Below are 12582 nucleotides of genomic sequence, written 5' to 3' on the forward strand. Positions count from 1 at the left end.
CGACGTCCGCTCCTTTCCGGCAACTTCATGACCGGCGGCACCAAACGCCAGAAGGACATGCGCAAGGCCTTGCGCGTCCTGATCCCCAGGGTTCCAATGGCGGATGCCGAGGCGATCCTGGCGCTCGCCCTGGCCGGCCATTTGCGTCACCTGCCGCCCTCCATCGCGCTGTGGCAGGCCACCACCAGCCATGTGCGTCACGCCCTGACGGATTACGACACGCTGCTGGACGAAGGCTATGACCGGGACGCGGCGCGCCATTTCGTGCGGGAGGACATGAACGATGTCCTGCGGGGCTGGGGATGCAACAGGCAAGTACCGGACGATCCGGAGGACTGACGGGGCATGTGCGGCCGGAGCCACCCCTGGGAACCATGGACCGGTCAGGGCCTGCGGGCGACCAGGTCGATTTCGACAAGGGCATCCACCGCAAGACCCGAAACTCCGACGCAGGTCCTGCCTGGCAGCCTGCCCGGTTCAAAGAACGCGCGGTAGACCGCGTTCATCGCCTGATAGTCACGCTTGAACTCGGTCAGATAGACCCTGGCGAAGGTCACGTGCTGCAGACCGAGCCCAAGACCTCCCAGCACCAGCTTGAGATTTTCCATCACTCTTAACGTCTGCGCCTCGATCCCCTCCGGCAGAGGTGCGTCCGGGTTGTCCGGACAGGTCGGCATCTGCCCCGTGACAAACACCCAGCCATCGGCTTCGACCGCGTGGGAAAACGGCGCAACCGGCTCCGGTGCCTGTTCGATCAGGTGGTGTATCGGCAACATGGGTAACTCCTATTTCGGTCAAGGGGGCCAGCGCAGCACCGGCGGTCAGACGCCTTCGTAAATCCATTGCTCGGGAACATGAGCGACGACGGCCTGCCCGCTCCGGACCGTTCCCGGCTTTTCGACATAGCCCACCAGGCCGCGCAGATACATTGCCCGTTTGGGAAAAAGCAGGTCGAGACCGTCCCGGCCCGGATTGTGTTCCGCAATCGCGGCACCGGCAATCCGGCAGGGCACGTTGTTGCCGTCGACCCTGATGACCGCGCCGCCTTCGAAGACCAGCCGGGTGCGCGGCGGAACCATGCTCAGCCTGGGGATGCCGGAAACGATAATGTTGCCGCCGATCCACTCGGGCTTCAGCACCGGGATATCGAGACGCGCGGCGATCCCGGCGAGTTCGTCGACCGACAGCAGGGAAACCTGCCGCTCATTGCACATTTCCGTCCCGCGCGGGTACCACGGCTCACGCCCGCCCGAGCGGCGCGTGAAGCCCGCGTGGCGGTCGCCGGCAATGCCCTGGAAATCCAGATCGAGCGCATCGACGGGACCGGTCTGGAATTCATCGGGCGACGTGGTTCGAAAGACGCCGGTCACCTCGCCGGCGGTCCTGAACTTCGGCGTCACCCGGGGGCCGTCCGGCGAAAGCGCAAGCTGGTCCATACGATAAAGATCCTGTTCTGCCACTGGTCCTGATGCGGCGGAGCTTAGCGTGCCGCGCGCGAAGGAACCAGCAAGACTCCTTGATGGATGCCATCGGTTCCGCACATCAATCGGTCCGCGAGACCGCGCCGGGTCCGGGATTTCGCGACCGACCGGCCTGACCACTGCATGCTCTCGATCCCGCCATGTCGAACAGGCGGCTCACGGGCAATGCAGGCCGAAAAAAGCCCCGGAGCGGCGCTCCGGGGCTGGATTTTCGGTCAGACCGCTGCGCTTCAGCGCGTCAGCGGCTTGTACTTGATCCGGCGCGGGTCGGCGGCATGGGCGCCGAGACGGCGGACCTTGTCCTTTTCATAGTCCTCGAAGTTGCCTTCGAACCATTCCACATGGCTGTCGCCCTCAAACGCGAGCATGTGGGTGGCAAGACGGTCGAGGAACATGCGGTCATGCGAGATGACCACGGCGCAGCCTGCATAGCTTTCCAGCGCGTCTTCCAGGGCCGCCAGGGTCTCGGTGTCGAGATCGTTGGTCGGCTCATCGAGGAGAAGCACGTTGGCGCCCTGCTTCAGGACCTTGGCCAGATGCACCCGGTTGCGCTGACCGCCGGAGAGATCGCCGACCTTGGCCTGCTGGGCCGGGCCCTTGAAATTGAAGGACGAGCAATAGGCGCGCGAGTTGATCTCCTTGTCGTCGAGATAGATGATCTCGGCGCCGCCGGAAATTTCCTCCCAAACATTGTTCGACGGGTTGAGCGCATCGCGTGACTGATCGACATAGCCCAGATGAACACTGTCCCCGACAATGACCTCGCCGCTGTCGGGCTTTTCCTGACCGGTGAGCATCTTGAAGAGGGTCGATTTACCGGCGCCGTTCGGGCCGATCACGCCGACAATGCCGCCGCGCGGCAGCTTGAAGGACAGATCGTCGATCAGCAGGCGGTCTTCGAAGCCCTTCGAGACATTCTTGACCTCGATGACGTTGGCGCCGAGACGCTCGCCGACCGGGATCAGGATCTGCTCGATGGACGGCATGCGCTCTTCCTGAGCGGTCAGCAGGTCCTCGAAGGCGCGGATACGGGCTTTCGACTTGGTCTGGCGGCCCTTCGGGCTCATGCCCATCCATTCGCGCTCACGGGAAATCGCACGCGAACGTGCCATGTCCTCGCGGCCTTCCTGCTGCATGCGTTTGGTCTTCTTCTCCAGATAGGCGGAGTAGTTGCCCTCGTAGGGGATGCCCGAGCCGCGGTCGAGTTCCAGGATCCAGCCGGTGACGTTGTCGAGGAAGTAGCGATCGTGGGTGATGATCAGCACGGACCCCTTGAATTCGCGCAGGTGCCGCTCCAGCCAGTGAACAGTTTCCGCGTCCAGGTGGTTGGTCGGCTCGTCCAGCAGCAGCAGGTCCGGCTCGGAGAGCAGCAGCTGGCAGAGCGCGACACGGCGGCGTTCCCCGCCGGACAGGTTGTCGACGGCGGCATCACCCGGCGGACAGCGCAGGGCCTCCATCGCCATTTCCACCTGGCTTTCCAGGTTCCACAGATCCTGGGCGTCGATCTCGTCCTGAAGCCGGGCACCCTCGTCCGCGGTTTCTTCCGAGTAGTTCATCATCAGCTCGTTGTAGCGGTCGAGCTTGGCCTGCTTGTGGGCGACCCCGTCCATGACGTTTTCCATCACGGTCCTGGTCTCGTCCAGCTTCGGCTCCTGCGGCAGATAGCCGACCTTGGCGCCTTCGGCGGCCCAGGCTTCGCCGGTATAGTCCTTGTCGAGACCGGCCATGATCTTCAGAAGCGTCGACTTGCCGGCCCCGTTCGGACCCAGGATACCGATCTTGGCATCCGGGTAGAAACTGAGGTGGATGTTGTCGAGGACCTTCTTGTTGTTATAGGCCTTGGAGAGGCCGTGCATGTGATAGATGAACTGGCGCGCCATGGGGCTCCGCGTCTCCACTTTGAAACAAGCTGTCGGGATCGATTGGATTTCTGCCGGGACTTTTAGGCGAAATGGGCGTTCGGGGCAATGGGGGAAGAGGGATAAGGAAGCAGGGCCTGCCCGAGATATCGTCTTTGCAGACAAGCGCAGCCCCGGCTATGCGCAGATCCGGAAACCGGCAGGTCCGTGCGAGCGCGGGGGCCCCCTGATTCAAGGCGCTGTGGTTGCAGCACGAAATATGGCCGGTTTCAGGAACTGCGTCCTGCGTTTCCTCACCGGTCCGGCAAAACGCAGGTTCGCCGCAAGCCGATTCGTGTATCCGGGACCTCCTGAAACAACCGTACCCGCGCAAGACAATTGGGCCTTTTTTCCCGGAGCGGTTGCTCGTAAGCTTCACACGCATTTTTTCAAATTCCCATTCCACCGGATCCGCCATGACACCCGTCGATATTCTGATGCCCCGCCCGATGCCGCCGCTCGTTCTGGAAAAGCTGGAGGCGGAGTTCACCGTTCACAAGCTGTTCGAGGCCGAAAGCCCGGACGGGATGCTGGCCGAAATCGGGCCGAAGATCCGCGGTGTGGCGGCGATGGGCGGCAAGATGGACAAGGCGTTTCTGGAAAAGTTTCCCAATGTGGAAATCATTTCCAGCTTCGGGGTCGGCTACGATCACGTCAATACCGGCGACTGTCTGGACGCGAAAGTGATGGTGACCCACACGCCGGATGTGCTGTCCGACGAAGTGGCGGACACCGCGCTCGGCCTGCTCCTGATGACGGTCCGGGAACTGGGTCAGGCGGAGACATGGCTTCGCGAGGGCAAGTGGGTCAGCGAAGGCGCCTACCCGTTGACCCAGGCGACCCTGCAGGGCCGCACGCTCGGCATTTTCGGGCTGGGACGCATCGGCAAGGCGATCGCGAAGCGCGCCGAAGCATTCGGCCTCACGATCCACTATCACGGTCGCAGCCGGCAGGACGGCGTCGCCTATCCCTATCACGCCACCTTGAAGGACATGGCAGCGGCCTGCGACACGCTGATGGTGGTGGCGCCCGGCGGCGCGGCGACGAAACATGCCGTCAACGCCGAAGTTCTGGGCGCGCTGGGGCCGGAAGGCATCCTGATCAATATCGGCCGGGGCACCGTCGTCGATGAGCAGGCCCTGATCGCCGCACTCGAAAAAGGCACGATACACGGTGCCGGACTGGATGTGTTCGAAGACGAACCCAACGTGCCGGAAAAGCTGATGCAGCTTCCCCGTGTCACCCTGCTGCCCCACGTCGGCTCGGCGTCGCAGGCAACGCGCAACGCCATGGGCCAACTTGTGGTCGACAACCTGAAAAGCTGGTTCGACACCGGCAAGGCGGTCACGCCGGTGCCGGAGATGGGCTGAGGCGCCGCAATTCACGCCCTGATTGCCACAGGGCTCCGGAAAAAACATTCGGCATGGAACCGGTTCCCTGTTTGCGCGTTTACTGTTCAGGACGCCGCAGGATCGCGGCCTTCAACAAGGTCTTATCCGCAGCTCCCCGCAGCGCAAATGAGGGTCCGGATCAATGCCGATCCGGGGACCTCGCCCGCAAAACGCCCCTGCATGCCCCCATGCAGGGGCGTTTTGCGTTTCAATGACGCCGCTCACGCTCCGTTACCGGACACCGGAACGGCGTGAACGTGCTGCCCATGTTCGCGCTGACGGTCATGATGGTCAGCAAATCGGCGAAGGCAAAGTCCGCCGGGGTTTTTGGGCAGGCAGCCCCTGTGACCAGGCAGCCTCCGGCGACGAACCCGTCGTGCGCATGGGAAAACCCGGACGACAAGGCGTCTGTGTCGATGTTTTCAAGAGCGCGCGCGACCATCTCGCGGTAATAGGCGCAGTTTCTTGAACGCCGCTCCTCCCGCGTTTCGGAGGCGGCCGGGGCCGGCAACGCGGTTGTAAAAAGCGCGATGGCAAATGCCCAGGTCAGGGCACGGTTTCCGGGATGCATGCCCCTTCCTTCCAGCGAAAAAGTCACCGGTCAATCCCCGAGACTTGCCGCGAGAGCCGTGCCGAGTTCGGCGATGGCCGCGTTGCGTTGCTCGAAGGACGCTTTCGTTTGCGTGATGTAGATGGCGATGACCACGGGTTTGCGGCCGTCCGGCCAGATCACCGCGATGTTGTTGCGCGACCCGTTGGCACCGGCCCCGGTCTTGTCGGCGATCCGCCAGCCGTCCGGCAATCCGGCGCGCAAGGTGGCATTACCGACCTTGTTACCGACCAGCCAGTTTGACAGCGTCCGCCGGGCCTCATCGGGTAATGTCTTTTCCAGCACGAGTTTCCGGAGAGTGTCGGCGGCCGCGTTCGGGCTGGTGGTGTCCCGCTCGTCTCCCGGTATGCCGGAATTGGAGTCCGGTTCCCATCGGTCCACGCGGGTAACGTCATCGCCGATACCGCGCAGATAGGCGGTCAGTCCCTGTGGTCCGCCGATCTCCTCAAACACAAGGTTGGCGGCCGCGTTGTCGCTGATGGTCACAGTGATCTCGCACAGGTCGCGCAGCGATACGGGGGCACCGTCAATGCGTTTTTCCGTCACCGGCGAATAGGAGACGATATCGTCCCGGCGGATGGTCACCCGGCGTTCGGGGTCGGCGGTCCCCTTCGCGCCGGCGTCCAGAAGCGCCGCGCATAAAAACGCCTTGAAGGTGCTGTTGGTGGGAAACCGCTCGTCGCCCTTGTGGGACCACCGGCTGCCGGTCTGCGTATCGATCACGGCGACCCCGACCCGGGCCGAAAGACGGCTCGAGATATCCTCCACGGCACGGGCGAGCGGCACCGGGTCGAAGTCGGCGGCATTCGCGGGGCCGGCGGCGAAGGGACCGGCAAGACAGACAAGCGCAAGGGTCAACGCCCTGCGGCGCAGTGAAGGCATCATCGAATTCTCCAGACATCGGTTGCAATCGTCCCGGTTGTTTCAAGGGGCCGCTTCTGGCCCCCATCCATCAGGACAGAGTCACCATGCAGCGCATGAATTCATTAGGCAAATGATCAATATTCTGGTTAGACATGAATAAAACTTGGCCTTGAAAGGGCTGTCATGGATGTCTCCCAACTGCCGCTCAACGCTCTCAGGGCCTTCGAGGCCTCGGCCAGGCTCAGCAGCTTCACCCGCGCGGGGCTGGAATTGCGCGTGTCCCAGACGGCGGTGAGCCACCAGGTTAAAGCGCTCGAGGTACTGCTCGAGGTCTCCCTGTTCGAGCGTCTCCCGCGGGGGGTGGCCCTCACCGACGAGGGCCAGGCGCTGCTGCCCGTGCTGACGGATGCCTTCCGCCGCATGGGGGCGGCGCTGAGCCGGTTCGAGGATGGAAATTTCAGGGAGGTGCTGGCCGTCGGCGTCGTCGGGACCTTCGCCACCGGCTGGCTGCTGCGCCGGTTGCCGGAATTCGCCCAGGCCCATCCCCGGATCGATCTGCGGTTGAAGACCAACAACAACCGCGCCGACATGGTGGCCGACGGCCTCGACTGCTTCATCCGGTTCGGCGACGGTGCTTGGCACGGCACCGAGGCGGTTCATCTGATGGCCGCCCCGCTCGCCCCGGTCTGTTCACCGCGGACGGCGCACCGGGTCACCGCACCGGAAAGCCTCATCCACGAACCGCTGCTGCGCACCTACCGGATGGACGAATGGAGCCGGTGGTTCGAAACCGCCGGTCTGCCGCGACCACGCATACGCGGGTGGATGTTCGACAGCTCGCTGACCATGGCGGAAGCCGCTGTTCAGGACCTGGGGACCGCGCTGGTGCCGGTTGCAATGTTCGAGAACGATCTGAAGTCCGGGCGGCTGGTGCAGCCGTTCGAGACGACGGTCCTGACCGGCAGCTATTGGCTGACATGGCTGAAATCGCGCGAGGAGACCGCCGCCATGACCAGGTTCCGCGACTGGCTGCTCCAATCCCTGACGCGATGAGCCGCTTCCGCGTTACGCCTTCCGTCCGACGACCATTTCCCGTTTTCCGGCAAAGCCCCTGACCTTCTCGACCGTGAAACCGGCCGCCTGAAGATTGCGCCGCACCCAGCCGGCCGCCGTGTAGGTGGCAAGGGTGCCGTCCGGCGCCGTCAGGCCCGCCGCCGCTTCCAACAGACCGGGTTCCCAGAGTTCGGGGTTTCTGGCCGGACTGAACCCGTCCAGGTACCAGGCATCGACGGGGGCGATGGTGATCTTTCCCGGCGAGGAGGCCGTGTCCTCGACGGTCAGGTCGCCGATCAGCGCGCGTGCGTCGCCGACGCCAAGCAGAAGCTGCGCCCCCGCGACCGGGATCCGGTTCCAGCCGGGCTCCGGCGCCCAGACCTTCAGCAGCGCATCGGCAAGAGCCGTCAGCTCCGGAAACGCGTTGAGTACTTGCCCCAACTGGTCCCGTGTCATCGGATGGAGTTCGAAGGACACGAACGTCAGGCCGGCCGCCGCCTCTAGGCCGTTCAGGGCATCCAGCGTGGTCAGGAAATTGAGACCCGTGCCGAACCCCAATTCGGCAATGGTCAGGCGGTCACGGCCAGCGGCACGCTCAGGCAGCCGATTGCCGGCCAGAAAGACGTGCCGGGTCTCCGCGAGACCGCCCGCCCTGGAGAAATAGGTGTCGTCGAAGCCCCGCGCGCGGGGCACGCCGCCCTCGAGCCATTCCAGATCCGGTGGTTTGATGGACATTGCCTCGGTTTCTGCCCTAGAAAGTGCCGTTCCCGGCAAGGGCTCTCGCGGGGCCTTGCCACTCTTGAAGTGTTCTCATAAGAGAACCCGCCGGATCGATCAACATCGATCAATCGCCGGCGCAATGCCAGGACCCGCCCGCACATGGTGCCAGACAGTTCAGAGACCTATGACGTGGCCGTGGCCGGTGCCGGCATTTTCGGGCTTGCGGTCGCCCGCGCGGCCATCGAAGCAGGACTGACAACCGTCGTTCTGGAAAAGTCCGGTGTCGGTGCCGGATCGAGCGGCGGCGTGCTGGGCGCCCTGATGCCGCACATGCCGGCACGCTGGAACCCGAAAAAGGAATTTCAGTTCCAGGCCCTGATGTGCCTTGAGGACAGGGTCCGGCGGCTGGAAGCGGACACCGGTCTGAGCTGCGGATATCATCGCTGCGGCCGCATTCTGCCGCTCACCACCACCGACAAGCTGGAGCATCATCTGGAACGCGCGGAGGAGAGCAGGTTGCGCTGGCATCCGCGGGAAACCGGCTTTTCCTACGAGGTGGAACCCGCCGGCAGCCGGTCCGACTGGCTCGACGCGGACGCGGCTCCCCACGGCATCGTCTATGAGACCCTGGCCGCACGGGTGTCGCCGCGCCTCTACCTGGCGGCGCTGGCCGCTTTCGTCCATCGTCATGGCGAGATTGTCACCGGCGTCGAGGTCACCGGCCATGACGAAGGGTCGTCCCGCGTCCTGCTTGCGGGTGGCAAGACACCGGTCAGGGCGCGCCGGCTTGTCATCGCCGGCGGTCACGCGGCCTTCGATCTCATCGCCGCCCTGACCGGCGAGCGGATCGGGCGCGGCGAGAAGGGACAGGCGCTGCTACTGGAAGGCCGGGGGCTTGAGAACCGGCCCGCCATCTACTGCGACGGTCTCTATGTCGTTCCCCATGACGACGGCACGGTGGCCGTGGGCAGCACCTCGGACAAGGTTTTTAAGGACAATACCCCGTCTCAGCAACGGTCACGGGAACTTCTGGCCCGTGCCACGGCTTTCTGCCCGCAGCTTTCAGGACGGGCGGTCCTGTCGGACTGGGCAGGCATCCGGCCACGCTGCCACAAGCGCGACCCGCTGGCGGGTCGGTTGCCCGGGTTTCAAAACGTGTTCACGGCGACGGGCGGGTACAAGATTTCCTTTGGCATCGCCCATCTGGTTGCCGAGGCGCTGGTGGCGGACATGACCGGCAAGAGCGCGGAGCATCCCCTGCCGGAAACCTTCCGTCCGGACCATCACTTCGGTGTCAACAGGCTCGACGCGGACCGCTGAGCCGCGCGACGCCGGAGCAATGATTCAGGAATTCAATTCGGGGAAAGCGCACCGGGACCGATGCTGTCACGGTTTCGCGAAGACCGTGTCGATGCGGTTGGTATTACAACGCTGCAACGATCGCGTAGAGCCCGAAGATGCTGAGGAAAATGCTTCCCCAGAACAGGACATTTTTCGCGACAAGAAGCACCAGGTCACCAGTCTCGCGCCGGTGATGCACGAGGTCTGCCTCGTCGTCTTCCTCCAGCGCGGGAGGACATGCACGCGTTCCACCTGTCATGGCTTCCGCCATTTCCGGCATTCCTTCAAAGACAGATCCTGCGGGGCCTGGAAACCGGAGCTTCGCAACCGCCAATAGTAACCTCTAGAAGCCAAAAGGTTAAAATCCGTTTAATAACAACACTAACAGTTTCCTAATTTACATCAGGCTCATTTTGTTGGTATGCACAAATTGTGGCCGCTTGAGGCCCTCGCGCAAGGCCGCACACACGCGTCCGATGCCACCTGCAAACCTGTCCGGGAAAGCCTGTTTCACATGAGCCTTGAAAGTGTCCGTGAGCACCTCGCCGCCGCCGCGCCGGATCTCGATCTGATCGTGACGGAACGCAGCAGCGCCACAGTCGATCTGGCCGCACAGGCCCATGGCGTTGTTCCGGGCCAGATCGCCAAGACGCTCTCGTTCCAGGTCAAGGACCGGGTCTTTCTCGTGGTCGCCCGCGGTGATGCGCGCCTGGACAACAAGAAGGCCAAGGCTGCGTTTGGCGGCAGGGTGAAAATGCTGGGGCTGGAAGAGGTCGAAACACTGACCGGACACCCGGTCGGTGGCGTCTGCCCGTTCGGTCTCGCCCGGCCCCTGCCTGTCTATTGCGACATCTCTCTGAAGGATTTCGACGAGGTTATTCCGGCCGCCGGAGCCACCAACGCCGCCGTTCGGATTTCTCCAGAGCGGCTGGTGGAAATCACGGCTGGCGAATGGGTGGATGTCTGCCAGCCACCGCAGGAAGCCGGCTGAACTCAGCGCGGTCCGCTGCGTTCAGACTCAGATCCGGTAATAGTCCCTGTACCAGTCCACAAACCGGCCAACACCCTCCTGAACGGTGGTTTTCGGCCGGTAACCGGTGAGGTGCTGCAGCAGTTCCGCATTGGCCCAGGTGGCCGGCACGTCGCCGGCCTGCATCGGCATCAGGTTGCGTTCCGCCTTCTTTCCGGTCGCCGCCTCGATCGCCGCGATGTAGTCGGTCAACTGCACGGGCGTGGAGTTGCCGATATTGACCACGCGCCAGGGCGCGACCGGGGACAGGCTATCGCCCTCGGGCACCTCCTCGCCATCGGCGGGACGGACCGGAACCGAGTCGATCAGCAGACGAATGGCCTCGACAAGGTCTTCCACATAGGTGAAGTCCCGCTTCATGTCGCCGTGATTGTAGACATCGATCGGACGGTCCTCGAGAATCGCCTTGGTGAACTTGAACAGCGCCATGTCGGGCCGTCCCCACGGACCGTAGACGGTGAAGAAACGGAACATTGTGACCGGCAACTGGTAGAGATGGGCATAGGAATGCGCCATGTTTTCCGTCGCCTTCTTCGTCGCCGCATAGAACGACATCTGGTGGTCGGCCTTGTCCGTTTCCGTGTAGGGCATATGCGTGTTGGCGCCGTAGGCGGAGGATGTCGAGGCGAGCAGCATGTGTTCGGGCGGAAAGGCGCGGGCGGCTTCGAGCAACTCGAACGTGCCGCAGATATTGCTTTCCAGATAGGATCTCGGAGCCTCGATGGAGTAGCGCACGCCGGCCTGGGCGGCCAGGTGGATGACAAAGTCGGGCGTTTCGGAGCGGAACAGGGACATCAGCAGCTCCGGGGTCTCGACCCGGTCGTTCACCGCCCTGAAATGCTCGTGTTGCTGCAGCATCTGCTGGCGGCGCTGCTTCAGCCGGACATCGTAATAGTCGGTCATGGCATCGAGGCCGATCACGCGAAATCCGTCCTTGAGCAGACGTGTGCACAGGAAATAGCCGATAAATCCTGCGGAGCCGGTCACCAGAACGGTTTTCATGTTGTGCTCAAAGCCTTTCGATCGGAGGTAAGAGATGCGGAACGCGTCGATGGCGCTGGTCTTAGAAGGCTTCGCCGGAACGGGCAATCATAAAGTCCCGTTCCAGGGATATGCCCTGCATGGTCCGGTCCTGCGGAATCACGTATCACTGATACATCTGACAGGTCGATGACAGAAAGGTTGACAGATTCCATGACCGTTTTGATAACCGGCGGCGCCGGGTACATCGGAAGCCATGCCGTGCTGGCCTTTCTGGACGCCGGAGAGACCCCGGTGGTCGTGGATGATCTGAGCACCGGCTTCGACTGGCTAGTCCCGGAAGGCGTGCCGTTCTACAGGAGCGATATCGCCGACAAGGATGCAATCGAGACGATCCTCAGGGACCACGGCATCGAGACCATCCTCCATTTCGCCGGTTCGATCATCCTGTCTGAATCCGTCGAGAATCCGCTGCGATACTACCGCAACAACACGGTCAATTCGCTGGGACTGCTGGAAGCCGCCGTCGCATGCGGTGTGAAGCACTTCGTTTTCTCCTCGACTGCCGCCGTCTACGGCATGCCTGACAGCCTTCCGGTCGCTGAGACCGCACCGCTTCGGCCCGAGGCCCCCTACGGGTCCTCCAAGCTGATGACGGAACAGATGCTGCTGGACGCGGCCAACGCCCACGACCTCAAGGTCACCGCCCTGCGGTATTTCAATGTCTCCGGGGCCGATCCACGCGGCCGTTCGGGCCAGTCGACCCGCAATGCCACAAACCTGATCAAGGTCGCCTGCGAGGCCGCAACCGGCAAACGCACGGCGCTGACGATCCACGGCCAGGACTACGACACGCCGGACGGGACCGCCATTCGCGACTATATCCACGTCTCGGACCTGGCGAGCGCACACCGGCTCGCGGTCGAACGCCTGCGCGGGGGCGGCGACAACCTGATCGCCAATTGCGGCTATGGGCGGGGGTTTTCCGTTCTTGAAGTGGTGCGGTCCGTGAAGGCCGCCTCCGGTTCGGACTTCACGGTGGAGATGGGCGCCCGGCGCCCGGGAGACTGCCCGGAAGTGATCGCCGACAACGCCCTTGCCCGGGCTGAACTTCACTGGCAGCCCGAGCTGGACGATCTCGACCGGATTGTCGGCGACGCCTTTCGCTGGGAACAAACGCTCAGCCGGCGCAACCGGACCTAGGGAAAAGCCC

The 12582-nt window shown here is 63.4% G+C and carries 14 protein-coding genes; 6 read left to right on the forward strand and 8 right to left on the reverse strand.

Features of this window, described 5'->3' with window-relative positions; all coding sequences use genetic code 11:
• Positions 1–27 precede the first annotated feature (27 nt).
• Positions 28–339: a DUF2293 domain-containing protein gene (locus tag AC0VX3_RS19870; protein ID WP_475521967.1), complete on the forward strand. Its 312-nt coding sequence runs from the start codon at positions 28–30 to the stop codon at positions 337–339.
• Positions 340–383: 44 nt separating this feature from the next.
• On the opposite strand, the gene AC0VX3_RS19875 is transcribed toward AC0VX3_RS19870, so the two are convergent.
• From AC0VX3_RS19875 to ettA, 3 genes are all read right to left on the reverse strand, one after another.
• Positions 384–776: a RidA family protein gene (locus AC0VX3_RS19875; protein WP_475521968.1), complete on the reverse strand. Its 393-nt coding sequence runs from the start codon at positions 774–776 to the stop codon at positions 384–386.
• Between the two features lie 45 nt (positions 777–821).
• Positions 822–1436 carry an MOSC domain-containing protein gene (locus AC0VX3_RS19880; RefSeq protein ID WP_475521969.1) on the reverse strand — a complete coding sequence of 205 codons (615 nt, stop codon included), beginning with the start codon at positions 1434–1436 and terminating at the stop codon, positions 822–824.
• A gap of 275 nt (positions 1437–1711) precedes the next feature.
• Positions 1712–3361 (reverse strand): energy-dependent translational throttle protein EttA, encoded by a 1650-nt coding sequence (gene ettA, locus AC0VX3_RS19885; protein WP_475521970.1) that lies wholly within the window; start codon positions 3359–3361, stop codon positions 1712–1714.
• Positions 3362–3795: 434 nt separating this feature from the next.
• Between ettA and AC0VX3_RS19890 the strand changes: the two genes are divergently transcribed.
• On the forward strand, positions 3796–4749 hold the full coding sequence (locus AC0VX3_RS19890; protein WP_475521971.1) for a 2-hydroxyacid dehydrogenase: 954 nt from the start codon (positions 3796–3798) through the stop codon (positions 4747–4749).
• 229 nt (positions 4750–4978) lie between these two features.
• On the opposite strand, the gene AC0VX3_RS19895 is transcribed toward AC0VX3_RS19890, so the two are convergent.
• Together AC0VX3_RS19895 and bla are read right to left on the reverse strand one after the other, a co-directional pair.
• Positions 4979–5341 carry a hypothetical protein gene (locus tag AC0VX3_RS19895; RefSeq protein WP_475521972.1) on the reverse strand — a complete coding sequence of 121 codons (363 nt, stop codon included), beginning with the start codon at positions 5339–5341 and terminating at the stop codon, positions 4979–4981.
• Between the two features lie 30 nt (positions 5342–5371).
• A complete protein-coding gene (gene bla, locus AC0VX3_RS19900) occupies positions 5372–6253 on the reverse strand; it encodes a class A beta-lactamase (RefSeq protein ID WP_475525212.1) in 882 nt (293 codons plus the stop codon).
• A 174-nt stretch (positions 6254–6427) separates the two neighbouring features.
• Between bla and AC0VX3_RS19905 the strand changes: the two genes are divergently transcribed.
• Positions 6428–7297 carry a LysR substrate-binding domain-containing protein gene (locus AC0VX3_RS19905; protein WP_475521973.1) on the forward strand — a complete coding sequence of 290 codons (870 nt, stop codon included), beginning with the start codon at positions 6428–6430 and terminating at the stop codon, positions 7295–7297.
• 12 nt (positions 7298–7309) lie between these two features.
• Here AC0VX3_RS19905 and mnmC2 read toward each other — a convergent pair whose 3' ends face one another.
• Positions 7310–8032 carry a tRNA (5-methylaminomethyl-2-thiouridine)(34)-methyltransferase MnmC2 gene (gene mnmC2, locus AC0VX3_RS19910; RefSeq protein WP_475521974.1) on the reverse strand — a complete coding sequence of 241 codons (723 nt, stop codon included), beginning with the start codon at positions 8030–8032 and terminating at the stop codon, positions 7310–7312.
• Between the two features lie 144 nt (positions 8033–8176).
• Between mnmC2 and AC0VX3_RS19915 the strand changes: the two genes are divergently transcribed.
• Positions 8177–9337: an NAD(P)/FAD-dependent oxidoreductase gene (locus AC0VX3_RS19915; protein ID WP_475521975.1), complete on the forward strand. Its 1161-nt coding sequence runs from the start codon at positions 8177–8179 to the stop codon at positions 9335–9337.
• A gap of 103 nt (positions 9338–9440) precedes the next feature.
• On the opposite strand, the gene AC0VX3_RS19920 is transcribed toward AC0VX3_RS19915, so the two are convergent.
• Positions 9441–9629 carry a hypothetical protein gene (locus AC0VX3_RS19920; protein WP_342895737.1) on the reverse strand — a complete coding sequence of 63 codons (189 nt, stop codon included), beginning with the start codon at positions 9627–9629 and terminating at the stop codon, positions 9441–9443.
• Between the two features lie 243 nt (positions 9630–9872).
• On the opposite strand from AC0VX3_RS19920, the gene AC0VX3_RS19925 reads away from it, so the two are divergent.
• Positions 9873–10349, forward strand: coding sequence for a YbaK/EbsC family protein (locus tag AC0VX3_RS19925; protein WP_475521976.1), 477 nt, complete (start codon positions 9873–9875; stop codon positions 10347–10349).
• Between the two features lie 27 nt (positions 10350–10376).
• Here AC0VX3_RS19925 and AC0VX3_RS19930 read toward each other — a convergent pair whose 3' ends face one another.
• The gene (locus AC0VX3_RS19930) at positions 10377–11390 is read right to left on the reverse strand and encodes an NAD-dependent epimerase/dehydratase family protein (protein ID WP_475521977.1); all 1014 of its coding nucleotides are present in this window, start codon (positions 11388–11390) and stop codon (positions 10377–10379) included.
• 192 nt (positions 11391–11582) lie between these two features.
• On the opposite strand from AC0VX3_RS19930, the gene galE reads away from it, so the two are divergent.
• Positions 11583–12572 (forward strand): UDP-glucose 4-epimerase GalE, encoded by a 990-nt coding sequence (gene galE, locus AC0VX3_RS19935; RefSeq protein WP_475521978.1) that lies wholly within the window; start codon positions 11583–11585, stop codon positions 12570–12572.
• Positions 12573–12582: the final 10 nt, after the last annotated feature.

The sequence above is a fragment of the Roseibium sp. QJM3NY_11 genome (assembly GCF_056173175.1).